This is a genomic window from Pirellulales bacterium (genome assembly GCA_036499395.1).
In the GTDB taxonomy this organism is placed as follows: Bacteria; Planctomycetota; Planctomycetia; order Pirellulales; family JACPPG01; genus JACPPG01.
The window spans coordinates 17,304-42,583 of sequence record DASYDW010000039.1 but is presented as its reverse complement, the minus strand read 5'-3'; the positions used below and the strand labels follow the sequence as shown (position 1 = coordinate 42,583).

Annotated in this window: 16 protein-coding genes; 11 read left to right on the top strand and 5 right to left on the bottom strand. The window is 58.2% G+C overall.

Annotated elements, in window-relative coordinates:
* A partial coding sequence (locus VGN12_06755) for an IS5/IS1182 family transposase (GenBank protein ID HEY4309136.1) occupies nucleotides 1–132 on the top strand: 132 nt, incomplete at its 5' end.
* A gap of 118 nt (nucleotides 133–250) precedes the next feature.
* Here VGN12_06755 and VGN12_06750 read toward each other — a convergent pair.
* The 3 genes from VGN12_06750 to VGN12_06740 all read right to left on the bottom strand — a co-directional run bounded on the left by VGN12_06750 (nucleotide 251) and on the right by VGN12_06740 (nucleotide 7,947).
* Nucleotides 251–1,159, bottom strand: a complete 909-nt coding sequence (locus VGN12_06750) for a PEP-CTERM sorting domain-containing protein (GenBank protein ID HEY4309135.1) — start codon at nucleotides 1,157–1,159, stop codon at nucleotides 251–253.
* A gap of 543 nt (nucleotides 1,160–1,702) precedes the next feature.
* On the bottom strand, nucleotides 1,703–2,452 hold the full coding sequence (locus tag VGN12_06745) for a PEP-CTERM sorting domain-containing protein (GenBank protein HEY4309134.1): 750 nt from the start codon (nucleotides 2,450–2,452) through the stop codon (nucleotides 1,703–1,705).
* A 371-nt stretch (nucleotides 2,453–2,823) separates the two neighbouring features.
* Nucleotides 2,824–7,947, bottom strand: coding sequence for an amino acid adenylation domain-containing protein (locus tag VGN12_06740; GenBank protein HEY4309133.1), 5,124 nt, complete (start codon nucleotides 7,945–7,947; stop codon nucleotides 2,824–2,826).
* A gap of 308 nt (nucleotides 7,948–8,255) precedes the next feature.
* On the opposite strand from VGN12_06740, the gene VGN12_06735 reads away from it, so the two are divergent.
* Nucleotides 8,256–8,981 (top strand): PEP-CTERM sorting domain-containing protein, encoded by a 726-nt coding sequence (locus tag VGN12_06735; protein HEY4309132.1) that lies wholly within the window; start codon nucleotides 8,256–8,258, stop codon nucleotides 8,979–8,981.
* A 143-nt stretch (nucleotides 8,982–9,124) separates the two neighbouring features.
* On the opposite strand, the gene VGN12_06730 is transcribed toward VGN12_06735, so the two are convergent.
* Complete coding sequence (locus VGN12_06730) at nucleotides 9,125–9,679, bottom strand: transcription termination/antitermination NusG family protein (protein HEY4309131.1); 555 nt, start codon at nucleotides 9,677–9,679, stop codon at nucleotides 9,125–9,127.
* Between the two features lie 1,179 nt (nucleotides 9,680–10,858).
* Here VGN12_06730 and VGN12_06725 point away from each other — a divergent pair.
* The 8 genes from VGN12_06725 to VGN12_06690 all read left to right on the top strand — a co-directional run bounded on the left by VGN12_06725 (nucleotide 10,859) and on the right by VGN12_06690 (nucleotide 23,081).
* Nucleotides 10,859–11,611 carry a hypothetical protein gene (locus VGN12_06725; protein ID HEY4309130.1) on the top strand — a complete coding sequence of 251 codons (753 nt, stop codon included), beginning with the start codon at nucleotides 10,859–10,861 and terminating at the stop codon, nucleotides 11,609–11,611.
* A 163-nt stretch (nucleotides 11,612–11,774) separates the two neighbouring features.
* Complete coding sequence (locus VGN12_06720) at nucleotides 11,775–12,617, top strand: exosortase/archaeosortase family protein (GenBank protein HEY4309129.1); 843 nt, start codon at nucleotides 11,775–11,777, stop codon at nucleotides 12,615–12,617.
* A 49-nt stretch (nucleotides 12,618–12,666) separates the two neighbouring features.
* Nucleotides 12,667–14,928, top strand: a complete 2,262-nt coding sequence (locus VGN12_06715) for a polysaccharide biosynthesis tyrosine autokinase (protein HEY4309128.1) — start codon at nucleotides 12,667–12,669, stop codon at nucleotides 14,926–14,928.
* Nucleotides 14,929–15,098: 170 nt separating this feature from the next.
* A complete protein-coding gene (locus VGN12_06710) occupies nucleotides 15,099–19,361 on the top strand; it encodes a tetratricopeptide repeat protein (GenBank protein HEY4309127.1) in 4,263 nt (1,420 codons plus the stop codon).
* Between the two features lie 21 nt (nucleotides 19,362–19,382).
* Nucleotides 19,383–20,063 carry an exosortase-associated EpsI family protein gene (locus VGN12_06705; protein HEY4309126.1) on the top strand — a complete coding sequence of 227 codons (681 nt, stop codon included), beginning with the start codon at nucleotides 19,383–19,385 and terminating at the stop codon, nucleotides 20,061–20,063.
* Between the two features lie 29 nt (nucleotides 20,064–20,092).
* Nucleotides 20,093–20,953, top strand: coding sequence for a sugar transferase (locus VGN12_06700; GenBank protein ID HEY4309125.1), 861 nt, complete (start codon nucleotides 20,093–20,095; stop codon nucleotides 20,951–20,953).
* Between the two features lie 41 nt (nucleotides 20,954–20,994).
* A complete protein-coding gene (locus VGN12_06695; GenBank protein ID HEY4309124.1) occupies nucleotides 20,995–21,903 on the top strand; it encodes an XrtA system polysaccharide deacetylase in 909 nt (302 codons plus the stop codon).
* Nucleotides 21,904–21,995: 92 nt separating this feature from the next.
* A complete protein-coding gene (locus VGN12_06690) occupies nucleotides 21,996–23,081 on the top strand; it encodes a glycosyltransferase family 2 protein (protein ID HEY4309123.1) in 1,086 nt (361 codons plus the stop codon).
* Between the two features lie 316 nt (nucleotides 23,082–23,397).
* On the opposite strand, the gene VGN12_06685 is transcribed toward VGN12_06690, so the two are convergent.
* On the bottom strand, nucleotides 23,398–23,664 hold the full coding sequence (locus tag VGN12_06685) for a hypothetical protein (protein HEY4309122.1): 267 nt from the start codon (nucleotides 23,662–23,664) through the stop codon (nucleotides 23,398–23,400).
* Between the two features lie 615 nt (nucleotides 23,665–24,279).
* Here VGN12_06685 and VGN12_06680 point away from each other — a divergent pair.
* A complete protein-coding gene (locus VGN12_06680; protein HEY4309121.1) occupies nucleotides 24,280–25,242 on the top strand; it encodes a glycosyltransferase in 963 nt (320 codons plus the stop codon).
* Nucleotides 25,243–25,280 lie beyond the last annotated feature (38 nt).

Here is a 25,280-nt window from a genome sequence, read left to right as displayed (position 1 = left end):
CGCACGCACTCCTGGCTCAACCGCGCACGGCGCTTGTTGATCCGCTGGGAAAAGAAAGCCGCGAATTATCTGGGCCTGCTCCATTTTCAATTCGCTATCGTCGCCTTGAGAGCCGCCAAGGTTCTCGGATAGGCTTTTAGGGGAAAAGCCTCGCCGCACAAAACGAAGACGCCCGTCGAACCACGGGGCTCGACGGGCGTCATGTTCTGTTTCGAAGCATGCTAGTGGCATGCATGGCCACGGTCAGAGATTACTTGGCGCGAAATCGGCGACGGAGGCCGAATCCGACTAAGCCGAGCATTGACCAGATCAAGAATGTGCCCGGTTCTGGCGTGGTTAGCTGACCGTTTCCGCCAGGAAGTGCAACTACCTGATCTTGATTTGAACTATTTGTGATCAGACCATTGGAATCGTAAGTCGGCGCACCGTTAGTCGCGACGATCGCGAACAGATTCGCTACCGGGCCGGCACTCGCAAGCTGGCCGAAGGCGCTGGTCATATACTTATCGGCCAAGTCGATGATATTGTTTGCTGGATTAGAAACGGCGCTGAGAGTATTCGTTACCCGGACATAAGAGGCGGCAGTCGTCCAGAAGGCATTGTTGGCTGCCGGGGTGCTTAAGGTTAGGAGTCCGGCTGGCACGTCCGAGCTTAGAGGCTTATCGTATTCAAGTTTCCAGATCGCCAATTGGAAAGCGGCCCGGGCGATCGGATCTGTGAAGACGGGGCTGCTGCTGCCACCGTTGCCCGTGATTTCGACTTGCCACATTGCGGCAATCTCGTTGGCCGCAGCTAATCCCATAGGAGTGTCGGGATTGTTGATCGGGCTAGGAGCATTCGGTAAGAATGCCTGAGTATACGTGTACTGCGTGGATCCAGGACTGACAGGTTGCGGAATCTCGATGCAGAAGCTCGTAAAACTGCCGGTCGAACCGTAGTTGATATACCCAGGATTAGGTCCCGAATCAACCGTCCACTGGAACTGGCCACCCTGTCCGGTGTTGACCGCTTCTTGACCTGAATTGAAATTGATATTGATCGATCCGTCACCGCCGTTAAATGTGCCGAGATTGGCGGTAAAGGTTGCCTGCGATTCCGCGGCAGCGAGAAGCGTGACGAGCAAGGCTCCCAACGTCCAGAAGGTTTTGACAAGCTTCATTGGTAAATCTCCTGATTTCCTTGAGGGCCGCCTTAACGCAGTTCGCGGCTGTTATGGTCTTCTGTAGGCCATACGCGGCTAAGGATGAGTTCCTGACAAATTTTTGGGGGATCGTGGATTGAGCAAGCAACGCCAACTTGACACTCCGAAGCCCGAGGTGGGCCGTTGTTGCGGATGATTTAAATCGGCGCAAGTCGCTATTGAACAATGGGTTCTGCGACAAAATGCCGCGGCTGTTCGGGCGACACCGGTCCGCAAATCGGACACGGCTTCAACTGACCGCGGAGGCATGGTTACCGCATCCAGCTTGCGCCGCAGAATAGCGGCCAAGGAGCGCACGTCTGGCTCCTTTAAAAGGCTCGAATGGCTGCCCAGAATTACCTCGACATCCACCGTCGCGGCGTATTCGCCCCACCCCAGATCATGGCGCGGAACGTGAATCAGCAGCCGGGTGCGCAGAAAAAGAGCCGGCCACTTAGAGTAAGACCGGCTGAAAGACCGCAATATTTTGAGTGGCAAACATCGCGAAACGGACGAATGCTGCTATTTCTTCCGCCAGCGGCAGAACCCCGCTACGCACAGACCCAACAGGCTCCAGCCCGCGAGACTGGTTGGCTCGGGGACTGCAGCAGAAAACTCAAAATTGGGCCCCAAAAAGGCTGTCTGCGAGTAGTCTACACCTTGGTAGATCTGGATTGTTGGGTAATCCAGTGACCCATTGTAGTCGAAATAGTATGGACCCTCAGACCCATTAGACGTCAACGTAATGCCCGAGGTGACGATGGAGCTCACCGGGATACCAGAATTTGCTGGATTGCCGCCGTTCTCATTTTCATTCGGAGCAGAAAAGCCTGCCAGCATATACGTATGACCGGCTAAAAGTTCGGTTGCAGTGACAGATTGTGACACAAAGTAACTGTACCCTGCAGGCCCACCCACGATGGCGTCACCGGCGCCGGGGCCGATCGTGGTCTGAACTAGGGGAACCGTGTGGCTTCCTGACGCGTCATAGATTGCGACATCATGGGGATATACTAGCGCGCCGCCGTTTTCCGGCGGATAGGGGCTGAGGTAATAGTCTAGCGCAGTAACTATGATGTTTGTATTGGGCGTAAACAGCATGCCGTCGTTTCCAGCTTGCGTATATACCGCGCCCGGCCCCGGCACATCCATGGCGAGATCCGCCCGCACGTCCCGCACTCTAGACGTCACTATCAAAATGGCTACCAGCCCGAATATGAATGAGGTCTGTCGCACGTTAAGTGGCCTTTCTGAATCGATGATTACAGTCACACACGCCTATCTGCTCTGCCCTTACTACGCCCGCCGGCAGGGCATCCTGACGTCGGATCGAACCTTATTTCCCAAAAATCGGCATCCGGTAAAGACGACTGCTAAAAATCGGCGCTTGTTGCAAGTGACCATCCCCTGGCTCAAACCTTGGAATGCCGCAGGGATGAAGGGAATGCCGGCATAAAAGGCCGCGTTTGAAGGTCTGCCCTACCGGTCGACGACCAGGGTAGCGATTTTCGGCACGACAACTTCTCTTCCAGGGACAACGATTTGAATCGCAGCAAGTCGCTACCGAACAATGGGTTGTGGGATAGAATGCCGCGGCTGGCTCGGCCGACACCGGTCCGCTAATCGGACGTAGAATCAGCCGACTACCGCGGCATGGTCACCGCGTCCAGCTTGCGCCGCAGAACAGCGGCCAAGGAGCGCACGTACGGCTCCTTTAAAAGGCTCGAATGGCTGCCCGGAATTACCTCGACATTTACCGCCGCGGCGTATTCGCCCCACCCCAGATCATGGCGCGGAACGTGAATCAGCGGCCGGGTGCGTGCGCGAAATAGCGAGAGCCGTCCCGCATACGGCGCGGGCCGGTACTTCAGGAAGGCGCTGAACAGCCTGGGGATCAGGTGCCGGCCGCGATCGGTCGATTCTCTCAACTCGAAGAAGTCTTCGTGCGTAGGGGTCGGCGGCGCGCGTCGCTTCAGACCCAGTCGGGCGATCAGAAAGTCGCGCATGCGATGCAGGCGCTGCCGTATTTTCCGGCGCAACGGAAATTCACGCCAGTTCCTGATCATGCCCAGAAACCAGCGTGGGAAGTTCCACAGGCAGGCCGGCGCCGCGCGCAGCACACCCCGCAACGATTGCGGCGTTTCCCAGGCCGGCGGCGTGTCGACAATGGCCAATAACGCCACGTCACGACCTGCGCGCCGTAATTGTTGCGCGATCTCGTAAGCAACTTTGCCGCCAAAGGAAAAACCGGCCAGACAGCAAGGTCCCACGGGATAGTGCGCTTGCAGTTGGGCAACGCAATCCGCCGCAACTTCCTCGACGCTTTCATAGGGCCAGGGAACTCCCTCGACTTCCCGAGGCTGGAAGCCGTACACGGGATGATCACGTCCTAAATTCCGTAGCAGGTCCTGCCAATACATCAGTTCGCCGTCGACGGAGTAGCAAATGAATAGCGGCGAACCGATTCCGTCCGGTTGCAGCACGACCAACGGCGTTGTTCCATCTTGCGGGAAGTCCTGCAAGTTCTTGGCAAGACTGGCGATCGTCGGGCGCTGGAAGAAGACGGCATAATCCAGCCGCTTGCCGAAAGCGTGTTCGATCTCGGAGAACAGGCGGATCGCCAGCAGCGAAGTTCCGCCCAGATCGAAAAAATCATCTTCGACACCGACGCTCTTCAATTCCAACAATCGCGTCCAGATGCTGACGAGTCTTTGTTCGCAATCGCCGTGCCGCGCCGCCAAGGAGGAATCGTCAGCAGGGTTGTCCAACGTCGCATCGCCAGGTTGCGCGCTGTATTTCCGCCCCGGCTGTGGTAGTTGCGAGAGGGAACATCCGGGATCGGCCACAGCGGTTTCGAGCAGCAACTTCCAGTGTTCAACCAATCGCGCGATCGTCGAGCCCGCAAAAAGGTCGCAATTATATTCAGCGGCGATTTCCAACCCACCTCGCGATTGACCTTGGACGAATAATGTCAGATCGTAGCGCGCCGAGCCTGTCTCAACAGGACAAGGGTCGATCTGGAGTTCGGGCGAGATCCAAGGGGCGCGCGGGGCATATTGCATTGCCAAGGCGACCTGGAAAATGGGCATATATGAAAGGCTGCGCGCGGGGCGAACTTCCTCGACAATCAATCCGAAGGGAACCTCTTGATGCGCATAAGCGGCCAAGGCAACGTCGCGCACGCGGTGGATCAGTTGGCGAAAGGTTGGTTCGCCCGATAAATCCGCGCGTAGTGGCAGCATATTTACGAAGAAGCCAATCAGCCCTTCGAGTTCTACACGGCGGCGTCCGGCGACCGGTGTACCGAGCACGAGGTCGTGTTCTCCGGTCTCTTGGTACAACAAGGCGTAAAGAGCCGACAGCAGAACCATGAACAACGTTACCTGTTCTGCGTGGGCAAGGTTCTCAAGCCGTTCGACAAGGTGCGACGAAAGCGCCGCGCTGTGCTGTGTCGTGCCGCGAAAAGCGGGGCGGTCCGGTCGAGGCCCATCCATCGGAAATGACGTCAAATCCGGTGATCCGGCCAGCCGACCGCGCCAATATTCAAGCTGTCCTTGCAGTTTGCGGCGGTGCGAGCTTTCATGATCCCAAGCGGCGTAATCCGCATACTGCAAGGGTAACTCCGCAAGCGGCTCGATCTGTCCTTGCCGTTGCGCCGCGTAGAGCGCCGCTAATTCGCGAAGAAGGATGTCGATCGACCAGCCGTCCGCGGCGATATGATGCACCACAATTAGCAGGATATGTTCCTGGTCGTCTAAGCAAACCAGCGACGCGCGCAACATCAGATCGCTGGCCAGGTCGAAAGGGCGGGCCGCTTGCTCGTTCAGTAATTGCTGGCAGCAATCGGAGCGCTCCTTATGTGATGCACCGCTCAGGTCGACGCGCTCGAGGTTGAACGGACAAGACGGCAATATCTCTTGCCACACTCCTTGCGGCCCGGAGCGATAGATTGTGCGAAGGATTTCGTGGCGATCCAGGAGGGTGTCGAGGCATGACTCAAGCGCAGCGATGTCCAAGGGCCCTCGGATTCGAAGTGCCAGGGGAATATTGTAGGCTCCGCCGAGCCGTGCCACCTGGTCCAGCACCCACAATCCTTGTTGTGCATGGGAAAGCGGCAAGCGTTCCTCTCGACGGGCGCGCGGTATTTCTGGCGTCGGGCCGATCGTGGCAGCGGATTGTGTTTCGAGCCATGACGCGAAAGCGAAGACCGTCGGCAATGCGAACAACCGCTCCAGCGAGATGTCGAAACCCAACGACTGGTAAAGCCGGGCGCTGACCGCCGCTGCTTTCAAGCTGTGACCGCCAAGGGCAAAGAAGTCGTCATGGATTCCCACGCGCGGCAGCCCGAGCACTTCGGCCCAGATGCGCGCCACAACCCTTTCGAAATGTGTGCGTGGCGCTTCGTAAGCAGGTTGCGCCGCCGCTTGCTGATCGAGCCTGGCACTCAGCGCCTGCCGATCAATTTTTCCGACAGAAGATTGTGGCAGAGCGTCGACAAACGTCCACGTGGAAGGAACCAGGTACGCCGGAAGCTTCGCGGCCAGGAAGCGTCGCAGATCAGCAGCGGTAGCCATCTCGCCTGCACGCAAGGACACGAACGCGGCAAGTCGCTTTTCTCCGTGCGTGTCCGTTTGGACCAGGACCACGACCCCGCTGACGGCAGGATGGCGGGTTAGAGCAATTTCGATCTCTCCCAGCTCGACACGAAAGCCACGAATCTTCACTTGCCGGTCTCGGCGGCCAAGGAACTCGATCGTTCCATCGGCGCGCCAGCGTGCTCGATCGCCAGTGCGATATATGCGCGCGCCGGATGCGCCGAGCGAGTCTTGTACAAATCGCTCGGCCGTCAAATCGGGTCGCTTCCAGTAGCCGGCCGCCAGGCCATCGCCCGCCAGGTACAACTCGCCTGGCACACCGACGGGCAAGGGCTGTAATGAATGGTCCAGTATGTAGGCGCGCGTGTTAGCGATTGGCCTACCGATCGGCAGGGAGGCGAGCTGGAGGTCGTCCCCCGTGATGACACGACTGGTGGCAAACGTCGTGGATTCTGTGGGACCGTAACAATTTATCAGCCGAGTGTGAGGAAGCTCTTTCAAGACGCGTGCAGCATGTGACACAGAGACGACATCCCCGCCGGTGCAAAGCTGCCGAATGCCGCGCAACTCTTGAACGGAATAGTCGACCATCTGATGAAATAAGGCGGCTGTCAGCCACAGGGTCGTGATCTCGTGCTGGGCGATCACCGCGCCGATCTCTTGCAACGAAGGGAGATGCGCCGGCATTAGAACCAAGCGTCCGCCGTTTAGCAGGCAGCCCCAGATCTCGAACGTCGAGGCATCGAAGGAGATGGGGGCCAACTGCAAAAAGACTTCGTCCGGCCCGAGAGCGATATAGTCGACATTCTGAACCAATCGCACGACGCCGCGATGTACGACCTCGACCCCCTTTGGCGATCCCTCGGAACCCGACGTATACATGATGTAAGCCAAGTCCGTCGCGCTCGAACGCGGCGATGGATTCGCAAGCTCACAGGAATCGGTCGCCTGGATTGCCTGGTCGAGATTCAAAACCTGGGCGCGATGCGAGGGGAAGAGATCCGCCAGGCGAGACGTCGTGACCAGCACCACCGGATTGACGTCGTGCAACATGAAGGCCAATCGCTCGGGCGGATAATTTGGATCGAGCGGAACGTAGGCAGCTCCCGCCTTCAGGATGCCAAGCACGCATTCGATCATCGCCGCTGAACGTTCGACGCACATAGCGACGGGCATGCCTCGACCAATTCCTAAGCGGCGCAGCCGATGTGCCAGTTGGTTGGCGCGCGAGTTCAACTCGCGATAGGTGATATGCCGACTTCCCTCGACCAACGCGATGCGATCGGGGGACAGTTCGACTTGCCGTTCGAAAAGCTCGTGGACAGTCGCGTCGCGCGGATAGGGCCGAGCGGTGTCATTAAAGCCATGAACTACGCAATCAAGCTCGTTGGGCGACAACAGCGAAAGCTGCGAGACCTGCAGCGCTGGATTGGCAAGCGCCCCAGCCAGCAGTGTTTGCCAGCGCTCGATGAGCCGCGCGATCGAATCCTCAGCGAACATATTCTGATCGTAATCCACCGTGATCTCGATCCCGCAGGTTTCGTTCGAGCGAGTGGAAATGGAGAGCGCGTAATGTTCGATACGTGCTGCGATCGTCGTTGGCGCGTGCGTCGCGGAGATGTCCGCTTGCTTGTCATTCTGACCTCCGTACCATGCGAAGACTGCGGCCGGTACTGGCATCGCACCACAGGTGTCGACGGAATGAGGCTGCTCAACGACGCGACTTCTACATTCGTGTGCATGCTCAGTGCTGGCCGAAAGCAACTTCTGTACTTTCAAGACCAGTTCGCTGAAAGGCTGACGATCTTCGGTCGTGATGTGCAACAGCGGCGACTTGTCCTGTTCGTTATCCGTACTACCCAAGTCTGTTGACGTGGTCGGCGCAAGCGTGCCCACCAGCAGATCAGCGTCGGGGGATAATCGACAAAGTAAAGCCGCAAAAGAAGCGAAGAGTACAGCGCCGGGGTTCGTTTGGTAGTCTTGTCCAAGTGTTATGAACTGTTGCCGCAAGGATTCGCTAAATCGGCTTCGATAAGTCGTCGATCGAATTGCCTGCCGTGACAAAGGCGCGAAGTCAGCACCGATAAGTGGCCTTCCGGCAGCGCCGCCGATTCGAACGCGGAAATCGCAGTCGCGGTTCGCGGCCACCGGATTGTCTTCGATCTTGTTCATCGTCGACTGTCGATCAGTGCTCGTTTCGTTGAGTGATCCCGACTCAGTGCGAGAACTAAGGCGTTTTCAAGCCGAAATGTCGGTCGAAGGCAGTTCAGTCAAAGGATCGTTCATCCTCGACCGAAAAGCAAAGCAAACCCGGGCAAATCGTGGCACGGGGAGCCGGTTCGCGAAGAGTGCAGGGGGCAAAACGGCTTGTCAGGTTTCGGCCTCGAGCGGCGCACCACAGAGGGGAGTAAGTCTGGACGGCATCGTGGCTGGACATTCCCCTCGAATGGTCGCGATTCATCGCTCGAGGTACGACACCCTTGTCCGGCTCAACGAAAGTCATAGTTCTGACGCTCGCGATCTCAGGTGTGTTTGCACCAACGATCGCGTTAAAAACTAACGCCGGAATCGTGGCTGGTTCGGACCATTTGGCTGCCTATGACGGACAAGACGTTCCTGGGCAACCGGACGTCGATGCCACGGTCGCATCCGAGCCGCAACCCCTTCCCAGCCTTCAAGATCTGAGCACTTTCGATAACGCCGCAACCTCGAGTTCTCTAACGGGCCCGGCAAATTCCGTCGTGGACATGGCGACTGACGCGGTTCAAACGCAGACTTCCGAATCACCATTGCTATTGCTCAGTTCGACCGCCAGTAGTCGGCCGGCCGGTTCGAAATTCGTAGCCGGCCAGTCGTCGTCGCTAAGTTTGGCTGTTCAGGCCTCTAATCAGGCTGTTAATGCCATCACCCCCATGCCGGCGAAAACCGGCCGATTGGCCTTTTGGTCCGATACCAATCCGGCCAGTGCGGCCGACATCCTGGCGGCATTTCAAAATGCGGGAATGGGCACAGTGATCAGCACAGTCCTCGCTTCAAATGCCCCCACTTCGCCAGTCGATGTTAGTGCTTACGTTGTGATCCCCCTTTCGAATCAATTCCTCTCTGACGGAGGTGTGCCCGAACCGTCAACGTACATCATGTGGATGGTACTTGGCACGGGCACCCTATCTGTGCGTTGGTGGCGCCGCCGAAAACGTGCATTATGACCTCAGTAATACACGAAGACATTTGGAATGTGAGCGCAGCTTCCGAATATGTGCGCAGGGGAAATGTAAGCGCATTGCAAAATGCGGATTGTTGTCGCATGACGAACAATGTGCCATCGTCAGACACGGCGAGGTTCACTCGGTCAGATCGGTTCGAGCATGGCATCGTCCAGCTCGACTGAAACGCCCTGCTGCAAGAAGGTGACGGCGACAATTAGCCTCGTTTGGCGGCAGCGCGCTTCGATAATTCCCTCGATGCCGGCGAAACATCCGTGCCGCACGCGAACGCGTCGTCCGGGCCGCAATTGCGACTCGATCGTCAAGGGCACATCGGCGGCGATGAGCCGCTGCACCTGCACGAGATCGTTATGCAAACGCCGGCCATCGATCACCGGCAGTAAATGCACAATGCGTTTAGTAGCGAGGCTTTGCGCCCGCTCGTGTTGGTCGGCAAACAGGAAGATATAGCTGCCGAAAAGGGGCTCTTGGGATCGCAAGCGTCTACCGCGATACATGTACCGCCGTTCGATCAGCGGCAGATAAAACGGCACCTCGCGGCAGGCGAGATCTTCGGCCAATCGCTTTTCTTGGCGGACCTTGGTGTAGGCCACCCACCAGCGACGCTCTGTCTCGACCGCGCAGAAATCATCAAGAAGGTCGTCAGGATAAATGGTGGTGTGACTAAGAACGAACGCCATCGCTGTCTCCTTCAGATGATCCGACCTGCGACGATGCAGGGTCTCTAGAGATCAAGCGATTATTCCGCGCAGAATCGGACGACAAATGCGCGTATTTGTCTGTCAGGAATTAATGTGCGCCTTCCAAATGCGGACTCGCAAGTCACCTATTCGTAAGGCACTACGTGGGCAAGCGACGTCAAGAATTTCTTCCTGCTTTTTATTTCTGGTGTCTGGAAAATCCGGAGATCGGCGCAGATCCGCTGTCAGGAAGTTTGTTGACAAGAATTTGTTCGCTGCTAAAAGTCTAAGACTGTCGATGCCGTACACAGTTAAAAACGTCTTCGGGCTAGTGTACGTCAGATATCGACCGCGACGTCGTTAGGGCGTCGGCCTGCGAAGGAGATGGCACAAGACCGTTTAGGGATGTCCGAACGACTCGTGCCTTTGAAAAGTTCGTGTGCGTGGGCACGGAACGGACCAAAGCGTGTCGACTCCACCTGGTGCGTTAGCACTAGACAACGACACCTCCGGCAGGAACGCGAAAGGTGAATGCAAAGGGCGCAGGTCGACCCATGTGCACGGAGTGCAGGCCGATCACAACCTTCCCCTAGAAGGATCGGCGCTGGTAACAACAATCGTGGGCAGCGGCAACCGTGGGCAGTGCCGACCGTGGGCAGTGGCAATCATGATCGAGCTCTGCATTCATCTTGCGCCGCATCAAGGCCGAGCCGTCTGTGCCGCTTAAGCCTGGCGAAATGGCGGTCGCGAGCGCCGTTCGGCATCCGAAGTCGTGATTAAGATCCGACAGCTCCTGTGTCAGCGACTGTGAACAAATCAGGTTGGTCCGCGCGGCGTCGGTACCGAATCGGCCGCTTAGTCATGCGGCCGTGCCAATACTGTGTGCCCGATCAAGGCGACATTCTGATCGCGTGAGTCACGTTGAGTAGTGCCAAACACATTAAGCGATCCAAGAGCCGCAGGGCGGGCACCGGAAAGGGACGGCGCGCGGCCACGCCAGCAAGTGCGGCTGATCGAACGCGTAGCGCCACGGTTCGTCGAAAATCACAGGCAGCGGCTTTTCAATTTAGTGCGTTGACGCCAAAGCCCGCCGCCAAGGATGGGACGTCGCACGCATCCGCCAAGCAAGCGGGCGGAAACGTTGCGCCGCGTCCTAAGTCAAAACAAGCTGGTAGTGCCATGATTACATCCGTCCAGACCGCCGCCGCACGAAGATTACATAGCCAGGCTCTTGGCCGCCGCGTGGCGACAAAAGCAAGCAAGTCACGTACGGCCCGCGATAGCGCGGCGCGTCAAACGAATCAAGAGCAGCGCCCCGCGATCTCCCGGGCTCCGGCAAGGATTAAGCAACACGCAGGCTCGGCGGGCGCTGCCGCCCTGGCACGATCCGATCGCGCGCTTGTTGATCGTTGTCTCGCCGGAGACAGCTCGGCCTGGACGCAGCTCTATGAACAATTTCATTCGTCGCTGCTGCTTTCCATTCGAGTATTGCTGGGCGCTAGCGGTGCTCAGCGAGATCTGGTCGATGAGATCGGCGCGAAAGTGTGGTTTGCGGTGGTCGACCGAGATGGGCAGCGACTCGGCCACTTCGATGGTGAGCGCGGATGCCGGCTGAGCACCTTCCTGGCCGGCCTGGCCAGAAACGAAATCGCCCGATACTTCCGCGCCGAACGGCAACGCAACCTGCGCGAAACGCAGTTCTGCCGTAATAGCGAGAAGGTCATGTCTGATTGCCAGTGGCACAGCGAGACGGGGATGAGCACTGCCGTCACCGAGTTCCTGGCTACGCTTACGCCGCGTGAACGCGACTACTGCCAGGAGCATTTGCTTGGGGCCGGCCGACCATCGCCGATCGACTATTCCGACGCCAATCGCTGGCAATTAAATCACCGCGTCCGCCTGAAATTGTGGGCGTTCTTGGACAATCTGTAATCAAACCGAGCCAAACGTGAAGAACAATTCACAACGTATAGCGGGAGCGCGCGATCAGAATTCGAACACCGATGCGGGTTCGCCGCGCGCCGAGGCCGATCTCGCAGTTGATCGAGAAAATGCGAGCCCGGCGACCGCGCCCCTCTACAGGTCGCCCGCATACATGACTTGCGTCGCTTTGCTAGGCGTAACGTTCGTGTGGACGTATTGGCCAACGTTACTGAGACTCGCGAATGCCTGGAACGTCGAGCCCGACTATTCGCACGGATACTTTGTCATACCGCTGGCGTTGTTTTTTCTGTGGGTCCGCCGAGACCGCATGCCCGAGATCACGGGGGTGTGTTGGAGCGGCCTGCTCCTCGTCGCGCTGGGGCTCGGCCTGCATCTTTATGGGAGCCTGTATTATCTCGAACCAATGAACGGATGGTCGATGACCGTGTGGTTGGCAGGCGCGGCATTGTTGCTTGGCGGTCGACGATTCTGTATGTGGTGCCTCCCATCGATACTGTTTCTGTTGTTTATGGTCCCGTTGCCTTATGGAGTTGAGTCAGCGTTTCGCCAGCCTTTACAGCGCGTCGCGACAGAGGTCAGTTGCTGGACCTTGCAATCACTAGGGCTGCCGGCGCTCGCCGCGGGCAATGTCATCACGATTGACGATACCGAATTCGAAGTGGCGCGTGCCTGCAGTGGATTGCGGATTTTCGTATCGATCGTCGCCCTGGCCTTCGCTTATGCCGTGATCGTGCGGCGTCCGTGGTGGACCAAGGTCTTGATCTTCCTGAGCGCTCTACCGATCGCAATCGTTGCGAACGCCGTGCGTGTCACGATGGTGGGCATCGGATTCGGCCTCGTCTCGACGCCCAAGGGGCACGCCCTCGTGCATGACGTGGCTGGCTGGCTGGTGATTCCACTCGCGGCCGCCTTGATGGGAGCATTCATTTGGTACCTGGGAAGGTTGATCGTGCAGGTTAGACCGTTAACCAGCCGGGAGATGTTGCGGCGCTAAGCTGGCGTCGGCGGGAAGCAATCGTCTCGATCACGATGATGGGCAATCCATGATGAACAGCGAGCCACAATCGTCGCCGGTCAATGATCGGCGAGAACTGGTGCCAGTTGGCACGCCACGCGCCACGGCCAGGCGGGAATCGGCGCGTTTTTCGCCGCCTCCGTCGAACGGCCGGATTACGCCCGCGTTTATTCTGTGGGTGTTGTCACGCTGGTTCGCAGTGGCGGCGCCAGTGGCGCTGATTCTTGGTGGGGCGGGCGCGGTCGTGTCGTGGATGGCTTTCAAGCCGAAGTTCGAGGCCGAAGCCTGGATTCGCATCGAGGACCGTCGTCCCTATGTCGCGTTTCCGAGCCAGGAAGAGTCGAAACGCTTCGAGAAAACACAAGTCGAGACGATTCGCAGCCCGATCGTGCTCAGTAAATGCTTCAGTCAACCGGATATCGCTCAACTACCGGAGTTGAAAGCGGAACTGGATCCGGTGAAGTGGGCCGCCAAAAAACTATCGATCGTCGGCGTCGCGGATTCAGAGCTGTTTCGCATCAAATTCCAGGGGCCGAACCCGACCAACGCCGCCAAGATTTGCAATGCCATCGTGGACACCTATTTAAACCACCATCTGGGCGAGGCAACCCTGGAAGCCCAGAAAATGATCGAAACGCTTAACCGGCTGAAAGCCGACCGCGTTCACGAACTGGAGCGGATGCAAGAACGGGTGCGGACCCTGACAAAACAAGTAACGGGCAAGGACATCGGCGTCGTACTCCACAGCAAGCAAGAGAAGCCGGTAGTCAGCCCCTTGGCATCGCTTGAGACCCGACTGTCCGACGTGGAAGTCGAGCGCCAGGTCATCGAAGTGCAGCTCGAAGCGGCCCAGCAATCGTTGGAGCGTGAGGAAGAGATCGCGGTTCCTGAAACCACTTTGGAGCAGGTCGTCGCAAATGACACAGACGTCGTAGAGATGACCGCGACCTTGCAGGAAATACGAGCGCAATACCGAGAATATGAGCGCGTCTCGGCGAAGCCCGAACAATTGGACGCAGTAAAAGACCTGACGACACGGTACAAAGCGACGGCGAGCGCGCTTGCGAAGCGCAAGGCTGAAATCCGCCAGCAGGGGGCGAAGGAGATTCAAGCCGGTCTGCTGGCGTCGCGCAAGGACAAGGTCGAGGCGCTGACGGAGGAACTAAAACAGCAAAAAATGCTGGAGCAACTGCTGCACGATCGGCTGCAAGCCGAGCGCGCCGAGCTGGAGAAGAATGGCGATCAGGCGCTAAATCTCGAATTTGCGCGGAACGAGATGGAACGCGCCGAAGAGGTATTTCATCGTATCGCGGATCGCATCATGGCCTTGCAGACCGAGAAGGCCGCCGAAGCCCGTGTTTCGATCTTGAGTTCAGCGACTGCGCCCGTCGAGCCGGTGACGACGCAAACCAAGTTCGTGGCGGGCGTCGCGGGCGTGCTGTTTGTGCTGCCCTTCGCACTGGCATTGTTATGGGAGTTGCGGGTGCGTCGTGTTGCTACCGTCGACCAGTTGCAGGACGAAGCCCGTTTGCCGGTGCTCGGCGAGATTACCGAAATGCCGATTCGGTCGATGTTGCCCGGCCGCCGGGCCGACGCCAGGTTCGAGCGGCAGCGTTCAGCATTCGAGGAAAGCATCGCGCATCTTCGCACGAGCCTGGTTCTGAATGACGACACCTCGAATCTGCAAATCTTCGCCGTGGCGAGTGCCGTGAGCCGGGAAGGAAAAACTAGCGTCGCCGCGCAACTCGCGACGAATCTAGCAAAGGCCAGCAATCAACCTACGCTGTTGGTCGATGCCGATCTCCGTGACCCGGACATTCATCAAGTTTTGGGAGTTGCGCTCGGTCCGGGCCTGGCCGACGTCTTGTCGCACAAGGTATCGCTGGAAGAAGCAATTGTTCCCAGCGCCATACCAAACGTGTGGGTCTTGCCGGCGGGCCAATCCCCAGTCAGCCCGCACACGCTGTTCACTATCGACACCTACCAGAGCGTATTAGAGGCGCTACGCGCGCAATACCGCTATATCGTCTTCGACTGTCCGCCACTGTTGTCTGCCAGCGAAGCGCTCACGGTGGCCAAATCTGCCGACGGCGTCATGTTATGCACCCGGCGCGACGTCAGCCGCGTGAGCCAGGTGCGCGATGCGCGCGATCGCTTGATTCGCGCCGGCGCTCAGCTATTGGGCGTCGTCCTGAGTGGAGTATCCGCGAAGAACTACGCGGCGCGATACGGCGGGTACGGTTATGCAACCGTCGTCTCGGAAACATCCTTCGGTAGCACTGACGGCTAACAGCTACCAATGAAATCCGGTCAACGCGCTAAGCCGCTCGGCGGTCTTGCGCTGGGAACACGGGTGATAACATGTCTCACGCTTCCAAATCCAAGATGTCCAACCCTCCACGGTCAGTGGTGACGTCAGGTCGCGGCTCCGTTCCGCAAAATGCGGGCTTCACCTGGCACGTGAACTGGCCTTTATTGTTGGGGACCGTGGCCTGCGTCGCGGTGATCGCGCCGTTGGGATATCTGTGGCACTCCTATCAACTGCGACGACATGGCTCGGTGTTCTTGAGCCGCGCCGCGGTGCTCGAGGAAAAAGAAGAATGGGGCGAAGCGGTGCAAAGCGTAGAGCGTTATCTGCGAATCTATCCGGAAGACGCCGCTGCGCGAGCGCGACTGGCCCGCGACTTCGATCATCTGGCTGACGAATCGCCTGCCAAGATCCCGACGGCGGAGCGGCTGTACGGGATTGCCGTTGGTTTGGCGCCCGACCAGACGGACCTACGTATTCGGCACGCCGAGCGATTAATGCAGGTCGGGCGTTTTCGTGACGCCCTGGCGGAAATCAATGCGGCGCTTGGGCAACAGGCCGGTGATACCAAGGCTTTGCGCTTGAAAATCGCGGCGGCGTATGGAAATGCGAGGGCGCGCGGAGACTTCAGCGCGCCTGCTGAATTGATCGCCGATTTTCAACGAGCGATCGACGCGAGCAAAGGCATGCCGGAACAGATCGACCTATCCATTCAGTTTGCCGAAATGTATCGGCATGATTTGACCGAGCCAAGTGAGGACGTTCGCCGCGCGACTGCCAAACAGATCGTCGACGACATGGTGGCCGCCAACCCCGCGGTCGTCGCCGCCTGGGTTGGACGTTATCTATTTCACGCTCGCAACGACGGCACCGGGTCGGATGCCGATCTGGACCGGGCGCTCGAACTCGATACGGAACATGCGAATGTCCTGGTGCAATTGGCGGCCGCCGAGCGCGCGAAAGGCAAAGACAATGGCGCCGCTGCCGCCTTTTTCGAGAATGCCATTGCTGCGCATCCCAACGACGCGCGGTCCTATCTGGGCTTGGCGCAGCTGCAAGCCAATTCGGAACAGTCGGACGAAGCCATTGCGACGATGAAGCGCGGACTGTCGTCGGTCGGGCAGGCCGACCTGCCGTCGTTGCAGTTAACGCTGGCATCCCTCTACTTATCCGCAACGAATCTCGACGACGCGGAGCAAATGCTCAACACCACGGCCAAGCAACTGGAAAGCCGGGAAAACCGCATGACCAAGGGCGCTGTGAGTCCCTTGCGAAGCACTCTGGACGCGCTGCGGGGGCAATGGCACATGGAAAAGCAGCAATGGTCGCAGGCCATTGTTCTGCTGAATCGTTCGGTCATGGAGAATCCATCCGTTGCCACCAAGCACGAAGTATCGAGCCGTGCTCAAAGCTATATGCAACTAGGACGGTGCTACACGGCGCTCAGGCATTGGGACCAGGCTGCCATGGCGTTCAAGGAAGCCGCGGCACTTTTGCCCCAGGCCATCGCTCCTCAGTTTGCGGCCGCTCGCAGTTGGGAGGCCGCGGGGCGCATGGACGAGGCCGTGCGAGAATTTCGTAATGCGACGTTGCATCCCGAGGCGACCGATGAGGTGTGGGCTTCCTTGATCGAGGGGCAGATTCGGAAGCAGGTGACCTCGGCCGCCAAGCAACGCGACTGGCAGGCCGTCGAGGAGAGCATCGCCGAAGGGCGCAAGCGTTTTCCCGAGTCGAAGGCCTTGACGGCTCTTGTTACCCAATTAAACGACCTGCGTCAGGGTACGCGCGACACGCTGAAGTTGATGGAGGCTGCACAAGCGGCCGACCCGCGCTCGGCTAGTCTGACGGAATTACTGCTCCTGGCCTACGAGGCCGAAAAGCAGCCGGATAAAGCGGATGCGCTGCTGGGTGTCTTTGCGGCGGCCAACGACAGTGAGACCGCCGTGGTCCTGATGCGCGCGAACCTGCTGACGGCGCGCGGGAAGTTCGAGGAAGCCTGGCAACAGATCACGGCGGCCCTGCCACTGATGCCCGCCGAACAACAGGAGGCGCTCCAGTTTCGCGCCGCTAGCATCGCGATGCGGTCCGGCAAGATGGATGAAGCGAGACGCATTCTGCAAGAGTTGGCGTCACACGACGACCGTAGCGAAATCTTGCTTGAGATGCTGGCCGATCTGGCGATGGAGACCCGTGACCTGCGCGAGTTGGCACATTGGGAAGAAGAATTACGGAAGCAGGAAGGTGCCAACGGAACCGGATGGCGTTTCTATCGCGTGCAGCGACTGCTGAGCGAGGCGACCGGCGCTGACAGATCGGCGCTGGACGAAGCGGAGCAGACCGCGGCCGAGATCGTGAAATTACGGCCGATGTGGTCAATCGGTCTGGTATTGCAAGGGCAGATTGCCGCACGCCGCGGCCAGCCGGAGCGCGCCATTGATGCCTATCGCAAGGCAATTGCACTGGGCGAGACGCGGCGTTTTGCTCGTGAACAACTCGTAACGCTGTTGTACGCCACCGGTCAATTCGAGGAATTGCGGGAACATTTGGATGAATTAGGGGACGCGGCGATGCTTTCGCCGCGGTTGGGCAATATCGCCGTGGCCATGCGAATCAGACAAGGTGATTCTCACGACGCCACACGATTGGCGCAACAACAGGTCGATCAACGTCCTGACGATGCCATGAGTTTCGTAGTGCTCGGTCAGTCTTTGCTGGCCGCTAAGCAGAATGCCGAAGCCGAGGAGGCATTTCGCAAGGCGATCACGGTTTCGTCGCAGGAGGTGCGCGCTTGGCAGGGACTATTCGGCTTTTTGATGGAAATGGGGCGCCGCGAGGAAGCCGCGGCAACGGTCGCCGAGATGGCGCGTTCAGTAAAACTTCCCGAGCGCGATTTGATTTTGATCGTTGCCCAGGATCAATTGTTGCTTGACGATCAGGAGGGGGCCGCGAAATCCTTTCGCAAAGCGCTCGAGCTTGCTCCTACGGACACTATGGTTCTGAACCGAGCCGTGGCCTTTTTTACTGACCGCGATCCTGAATTTGCCGAGCGGTCATTGCGCCGCGCCCGCGAGTTAGATCCTGAGGCAAACGGTACTCGCTTGGGCCTGGCATCTTTTTTGATTGGTCGTGGGGAACAAACGCAGTTGGCCGAGGCCGCGGGGCTACTTGACAGCATGTCGCGTGAAACAAAGGGGAGCGCTCGCGCGCAAGGATTGCAAGCCCGCCTACTGCTGCGTCGTGGGCAGCCGCACGATCACCAGCGCGCCGAAAAGATTCTCGAAGACCTTGCCGCGCGCGGCGAAGCATCCGATGAAGACCGCGCGATGATCGTGGACCTGTACCAAATCGAAGGGCGCGCCCGCGAAGCGCAAGAACATGCCTTTGCACTTGTCAATCGGAACAACCCCCAGCCCCGCCATCTGGCCCGCTACGTCGATCTATTACTGAAAGACAATCGCGCCACCGAGGCCGGTCCGTGGTTGAAGAAACTGTCGGCCATCGATCCACAAAGCTTCGCGACTTTGACTCTGCGTGCCAGGTTGCTGGCCGCCGAGAGACGGTACGGAGAAATCGATTCGATCGTCGGAATGTACTTCGACGAACGATTAACTCGCGCGACAACGGATACCGAGAAGTCCAAGGTGCTCTTATCCGCCGGTAACCTGTTCGCCCAGTTGCAAATGGACGAGCAAGCGGAACGATTTTTGCGACGGGCGGCAAAGCTTGACCCGGCGGCCTATCCGTCGCTCGCGAACTGGCTGGCTCGCCACGATCATATTGATGAAGCGGTTGCGCTTTTGTTGCAGGCCGGTGCGAGCGATGACACGGCGCAGACCGCGACAGTGCTGGCCGAATCACTCTCTGTTGGGAATACGAATCGCGAAGTCGCTGCGCGTGCCGAGCCGCTACTTAACGAGGCCTGGAAAAAGCACGGCGAAGATACGAGGTTTCTTTCGGCGCTGGCTACGTGGCGGCTGGTCGAAGATCACGGCGAGGTGGCGATTCCTATTTTGCGTAAAGTGCTGCAGATCGAACCGCGCAATATCTTGGCCATGAACAATCTGACCGCCGCTCTTTCACAGCAGGCGGCACATCATGCCGAGGCCCGAGAATTGATCGATCGCGCGCTTGCGCAAGGTGGGCCGATCGCGGAACTTTTGGATACCAAAGGGACCCTCTTGCTCGACATGGGCGATATCGAAGGGGCCATCGGCGTATTGCAGGACGCGACGTCACGGTCCGTGGCCGATGCCCGGCATTTTTTGCATCTGAGCGTAGCGCTGCAACGTGTCGGCAAACTATCGGAATCTCGTGAAGCGATCGATCGCGCCCGCAAGCTCTCCCTGGATGCCGCCACACTGACTCCACGCGATCGTAAGGCGTTGGAAGAGCTCGAGCGAGATTTGAAGAGCTGAACCTGACGGAGAGGAATTTTCATGCCAAAAGCCCTAATGTTCGCAGTTGCAGCAACGTGTACGGCGACGATCGCCGCCGGTTGGGTGGAAGGGAAACTATCCAATCGCTGGGGCACACCACCTGATTTGATTGCCGCGGGAGAGTGCGTGGCACGCGTGCCAGAGCGGGTAGGCGACTGGGAGTTACAATCTTCGGAACCGTTCGAAGACGAAACGCTGCAAATGCTGCAATGCGCCGGCTATCTGTCGCGAAGTTACAAAAACGTGCTAACGGGCGACATTGTACGAGTGGCCTTGCTGGTGGGCCCCCCTGGCCCAACCGCGGTGCATACACCGGAAATCTGTTATTCCAGCCGCGGACAGACCATCGTGCAGCAACGCAAATCCATTGCCACGCGTCCCCAGCAGCGGCCCGACGAATCACTTTGGCGGATGGTCTTTCGGTCCAACGACGTCGAGCAGAATCGATTTAGCGTCGTATACGGCTGGGCCGACGCGGCGGGGCAGTGGCGCGCGTCGGTCAATCCGCGCTATGAGCACGGAGGGGCGTCGATGCTTTTCAAGATCCAAGTTGCCGCGCCTTTGGCCGATCCTGCCGACGAGCAGGGGCCCGATGTGTGTCAGCAGTTCCTGCGTGACTTTCTTCCTGCGCTCGATGCGACGTTGTTTTCGACGTCGTCGCCATCGTCGAGCTCCGTCTAAGATGCACTCACTATCTAGGAGTTGGCAACATGGCCAGCATCACGGAACGTAAAAAGCTCCGCTCTGGAGTGGCATTGACGAAGATCGACCGCGGACGGCCGCCGATCAAGATGTCAAACTATTGTCGCTGGAAGCACGGTCCCGATCGTGTCATGGCCGTGGTGCTTTTACTCCCGGCAGTACCGCTGATTGCTCTGTTGATCTTGTTGGTGAGAGTGACCTCGCGAGGGCCCGGTATTTATCGGCAGGTGCGTGTGGGGCGCAATGGCAAGTACTTCACCATGTATAAAATCCGCACGATGCGGCACGATGCCGAGGCGCGAACCGGACCGACGTGGGCCACGAACAACGACCCACGGCTGACCGGGTTGGGGCGATTCATTCGTTCTGTGCACTTGGACGAGTTGCCGCAACTGATAAATGTCGTCAAAGGAGACATGGACCTGGTGGGCCCGCGCCCCGAACGTCCGGAATTCACCCACTTTCTGGCCCAAGAAATCGACGAGTACGTTGCCCGCCTGGTAGTTCGCCCCGGCGTAACGGGCTTGGCGCAGGTCAACCTTCCTCCCGACTCGGACTTAAACAGCGTGCGACGGAAGTTAGTGCTTGATCTGGAGTACGTTCGCCACGCGAGTTTAACTCTCGATCTGCGCATTCTTTGCTGGACGGCATTGCGCCTTTGCGGAATGAAGAAGGTATCGATGCGGATCCTGAGGCTTTATCGAGCAGTGAACCTTCCGGAGGACGTGGCTCAAAGGTCCGGACCACCCGACACCGCGGTGGTTCGCGCGGCGACGGTGGACACGGTCACGGTACCTCGCCAAGGCGACGCTCATTCGCGCAAGGGCAACCCACTCCCGCAGGTGTCGCAGCAAACGAAGCCACGATGAACTACGGCGCAGTAACTGACCACGCGGGGAACGAGTAAATCGTGTCACAAGTACTCAATGCACTGACGATCGACGTCGAAGACTACTTTCAAGTCTCGGCGTTCGAAGGACATGTCGCGCGTCACGACTGGCATCATTGCGAAAGCCGCGTGGTCGAAAATACGCGTCGATTATTGCACCTGCTCGACGAGCGGAACGTGCGAGCCACGTTTTTCGTCTTGGGTTGGGTGGCCGAGCGATTTCCGCAACTCGTGAGAGATATTCACGCCACAGGGCACGAAATCGGTTCTCATAGCTATTGGCACCGGCTTGTCTATGAACTCACGCCTGACGAGTTTCGATCAGACCTGCAAAAGTCGCGCGATGTGCTTGAGCAGATCATTGGCGAACCAATCAACGCCTACCGAGCCCCCAGCTTCTCGATCACCAAGAATTCGTTCTGGGCGTTGGAGATTCTGGCTGACGAAGGCTTTACGATTGATTCCAGCATCTTCCCGATTTACCACGATCGCTATGGGATACCGGACGCTCAGCCCGGTTTACATCAGATCGATACGGCCAGTGGCGATTTGTGGGAATTTCCTCCGGCAGTTGTGCGCAAAGCACGCTTGAACATTCCCGTTTCGGGGGGCGGCTATTTTCGCCTTTATCCGCTGCCGTTCACGATTCGCTCCTTACGCAGCATCAATCAGCAGCTTGCTCGACCGTTTGTGTTTTACGTTCACCCCTGGGAAATCGATCCGGAGCAGCCTCGGTTGCGGGCAGGGTCGTGGCTGGCCCGACGACGGCATTACGTCAATCTCAGGACGACCGAATCTAAATTACGCCGGTTGCTCGCATCGTTTCGATTTGGCTGCCTGCGAGATTGCATCAAGCAGGCACAAACCGAGGCTGCAGAGTCGTCAGCGGTGTCGGCACTGTCCAGTTCGTCATCTACCCCGATCTGCTGAATCGTTACAGCATTGCCGTGGCCCAAGATAGATCGTTTAGCTGACGTCGTGGCCGATGACGAGCTTAAGAGTAAGAGTCGCCTTTCACCAAGATGAGCATCCTAGAAACCAATCGCGACCGCACGGTTCAGGGCAGTCTTGCATCTGCCGCGCGACCGTTCATCTCGGTCGTTATGCCTGTTCGCAATGAGGCGAGTGCGATCGGGAGCACCTTGAACGCCCTATTGCGGCAGAGCTACGCGCTCGATCGCTTCGAAATCATCGTGGTTGATGGCGAATCAACGGACCGCACGCGAGAAATCGTACAGGGCTTCATCGATGAATCTGGTAGTGTTCGTTTGCTTGCCAATCCTCGACGTTGGTCGAGCGCGGCACGCAACCTAGGCATTCAGGCGGCACGCGGAGAAATTCTCCTGATCGTGGATGGTCACTGCGAGATCGGCTCGGATAGATATCTTGACGAGTTGGCCTGGACATTTGAGCGGACGAGCGCCGATTGCCTTGGCCGGCCACAGCCGCTCGAAACATCGCAACCTAGCACGTTACAGCGGGCGATCGGCATCGCTCGCGCGTCGCGACTGGGGCATCATCCGGCGTCGCACGTCTTCTCGAAGCGCGAGCAAGTCGTGCCGGCTCATAGCGTGGCCGTGGCTTATCGTCGCACGGTATTCGATCGCGTAGGGCTGTTCGACGAATCGTTCGACGCTTGTGAAGACGTTGAGCTGAATCATCGGATCGATCGCGCCGGCATGCGTTGCGTGTTCGTGCCCGCGCTGCGTGTGGGGTACCATCCGCGCGCGACGTTGGCCAGGCTGTTTCAACAGATGTCGCGTTATGGCCGGGGGCGGATGCGGTTGTTGCGCAAACATCCGGAGACGTTTTCGCCCTTGGGGTTCGTGCCTGCGTTGTTTCTGTTGTTTGTGCTCGTGGGCGCTCTGTTGACCCCGTGGTCGCGCTCGGCAACATGGCTGCTCGCGACGGGCGTGGCCTCGTATGGTCTGGTCGTCGTTGGTTTCTCGGCGGGGCTGGCGATCAGAAACCGTTGCTGGAAAGAGTTGCCATTGCTGCCGGCAGTGTTCATGACGTTGCACGTTGGCGCCGGCATGGGAGTCCTGCTGGAGCTGATACGACCAACTCGTCGATCAGCCGAGGATGTCACACGGCATGAGAGTTCCTAATGGATTGGCCACGGATAGGTGCGGGCATCCATTTAGGAAAGCAATGAAGTCTTATATCTATGAAGGTATCGCAGCTTTTGGTTCGCGAGGTAAAGCGACTCACTGATATGGCTTGCGCCCATCTGACGTCAATACTTGTGCGCTACGTCGCAATCGGCTTATGCATCGACTTCAATACGTGTGGACCGTGCCATGGCATAACTCGCGCGGCACAAGATGGCGCGCCCTACTCGAACAGGTCTCTCCTTCACAAAAGCTCCTCGTCGGCAACAGCTCGCTCAAAGGCGAGGCCGTTTGCGGTGCCCTTACCCCAGGCTTACGTGCCGACTTCTGCCCCTTTACCTGCGCCCAAACCTGCAACTCGGGCGAAGGCGAAGACTGGCGCGGCGCCAAGAACTGCGATGACGCCAAAAACGAAGGCCCAGCCAATAAATGCCAAAACGTTAGCCGCGAAACGCAAAAATCCTGTTCCTCTAAAATCCAACAATCCCTTTGCGAATTCTCGGCCGAAGTCGAAGTCCGGTGCGGACCCCCGGTCAACGAAAGCGAAGAATGTCGGGGGTTCAAAGCTTTCCGCAAGCATGCCCAGCTCGTCGACAGGGCTGCGAACGGCGGCGAGGCCTTTCGCAATTCGAAGCGCCGGGACGGGTTGGCGGCCCAACCAGGCAGGATCAGGCTCAAAAAGCGCAGGGAGCTCGAAGGTCGCGAAAAGCGCGCTCGACGACCGGCGCTAAGCATGGTCGTGTCACGCAAGGCTACGAAGAATGGAAAAAGGGCCTCGCGGAAAAGTACGGCCGCACGACGTAAAAGACTCGGCATCGGGCTCGTAGCCGCGCGGAGCGGTCGTATCTGACATGAATGACGTTCGCAAAAGAGTAAAGTCGGAACCAAACATCGCAGAGAGAACGCTCCGAAAGGTGATGAATCTACACAAAGATATGAGTTTCAAAAAAGTTCTACCGCGAGTAACAAAGTGCAGCCATGGGGCGAAGTCATGATCTCCGGGCGTGATATCGTCGTACTTTCCGACGACTGGAACGGGCTGCCGACATCGACAGTCCATTTGATGCGACAGTTCTTGCGCGACAATCGGATATTTTGGCTGAATCTCGTTAGCCGCATGCCGAAGCTACGTCGCAGCGATCTCACCAAAGTGACGCACGTGGCTCGACGCTGGATGGCGGAAGGAGCGGGACTGTTGGCTCACACGACGAGCCATCAACCGACGCTTGTTCCGCGTGTGACGACACCGATCATAATTCCCTATTTCAAGCCGATCGTGCGCCGGCTGAACGGTATAAGTCTTAAGCGGCATTACGAGAAGCTATGTCGCGCGCATCAGATTCAAAGGCCGATTCTCTTGACTACGTGGCCATCAGCGGTTGACTTCGTTAAGTCAGTCGACGCGGCTCCAAAAATTTATTACTGCGTCGACGATTGGCCGCACTATCCGGGCCTGAACAGTTCGGACTGGCGACAGATGGAGGAGGATCTTCTCGAACATACCGACGCCATTGTTGCTACAAGCTCGGACCTAGTCAAAAAAGGGCGACCGGACCGCGCTACGCTCTATCTACCTCAGGGAGTGGACTTTGACCACTTTCGACGTGGCGCCGACTGTCGGGAACCGATTGCCGCATTAGAGGAAATTCCACGTCCGATCGTCGGGTTCTTCGGGCTGGTGAGCAGTTGGGTAGATTTGCAGCTGCTAAGCCGGCTGAGCGAGCACTTTCCCAACGTCTCGTTCGTGATCATCGGTAGGTCAGAACTGGATCTAAGTTTACTTCGAAAGAAACCCAACGTGTATTGCTTGGGGGCGGTCGCGTATGCAGACCTGCCGCAGTACGCAAGATATTTTGACGTCGGCCTGATCCCTTTTGTCATCGATCGACTTACCAGGGCCGTCAATCCATTGAAGCTATACGAATATTTTGCGCTTGGTTTACCTGTCCTAGCTACGCGGCTGCCAGAGTTGGAGCGTATTGAAGGACCGATCGAACTGGCGAGCACGCCAAACGAGTTTTGCGAGAAGTTGCGAGTGTTAATGGCGCGCCGTTCTCTTGCCAGGGAACAAGAGGCGATCTCGATCGCGAGCGTGAATACCTGGCGTCGGCGCGCCGAGCAGTTCAGCGTGTTTCTAGGAACTGTTGCTTTCAACTAGCGACAAATTCCGTCCGCAATGGATCCTACCCGTTAGGT

What these genes read in the sequence shown, in the direction of transcription:
- VGN12_06700 (HEY4309125.1), top strand. Translation starts at nt 20,093, where the DNA reads ATGGCCAGCATCACGGAACGTAAAAAGCTCCGCTCTGGAGTGGCATTG.
- VGN12_06685 (HEY4309122.1), bottom strand. Translation starts at nt 23,664, where the DNA reads ATGCTTGCGGAAAGCTTTGAACCCCCGACATTCTTCGCTTTCGTTGAC.
- VGN12_06750 (HEY4309135.1), bottom strand. Translation starts at nt 1,159, where the DNA reads ATGAAGCTTGTCAAAACCTTCTGGACGTTGGGAGCCTTGCTCGTCACG.
- VGN12_06720 (HEY4309129.1), top strand. Translation starts at nt 11,775, where the DNA reads ATGACTTGCGTCGCTTTGCTAGGCGTAACGTTCGTGTGGACGTATTGG.
- VGN12_06705 (HEY4309126.1), top strand. Translation starts at nt 19,383, where the DNA reads ATGCCAAAAGCCCTAATGTTCGCAGTTGCAGCAACGTGTACGGCGACG.
- VGN12_06690 (HEY4309123.1), top strand. Translation starts at nt 21,996, where the DNA reads ATGAGCATCCTAGAAACCAATCGCGACCGCACGGTTCAGGGCAGTCTT.
- VGN12_06715 (HEY4309128.1), top strand. Translation starts at nt 12,667, where the DNA reads ATGATGAACAGCGAGCCACAATCGTCGCCGGTCAATGATCGGCGAGAA.
- VGN12_06740 (HEY4309133.1), bottom strand. Translation starts at nt 7,947, where the DNA reads ATGAACAAGATCGAAGACAATCCGGTGGCCGCGAACCGCGACTGCGAT.
- VGN12_06725 (HEY4309130.1), top strand. Translation starts at nt 10,859, where the DNA reads ATGATTACATCCGTCCAGACCGCCGCCGCACGAAGATTACATAGCCAG.
- VGN12_06730 (HEY4309131.1), bottom strand. Translation starts at nt 9,679, where the DNA reads ATGGCGTTCGTTCTTAGTCACACCACCATTTATCCTGACGACCTTCTT.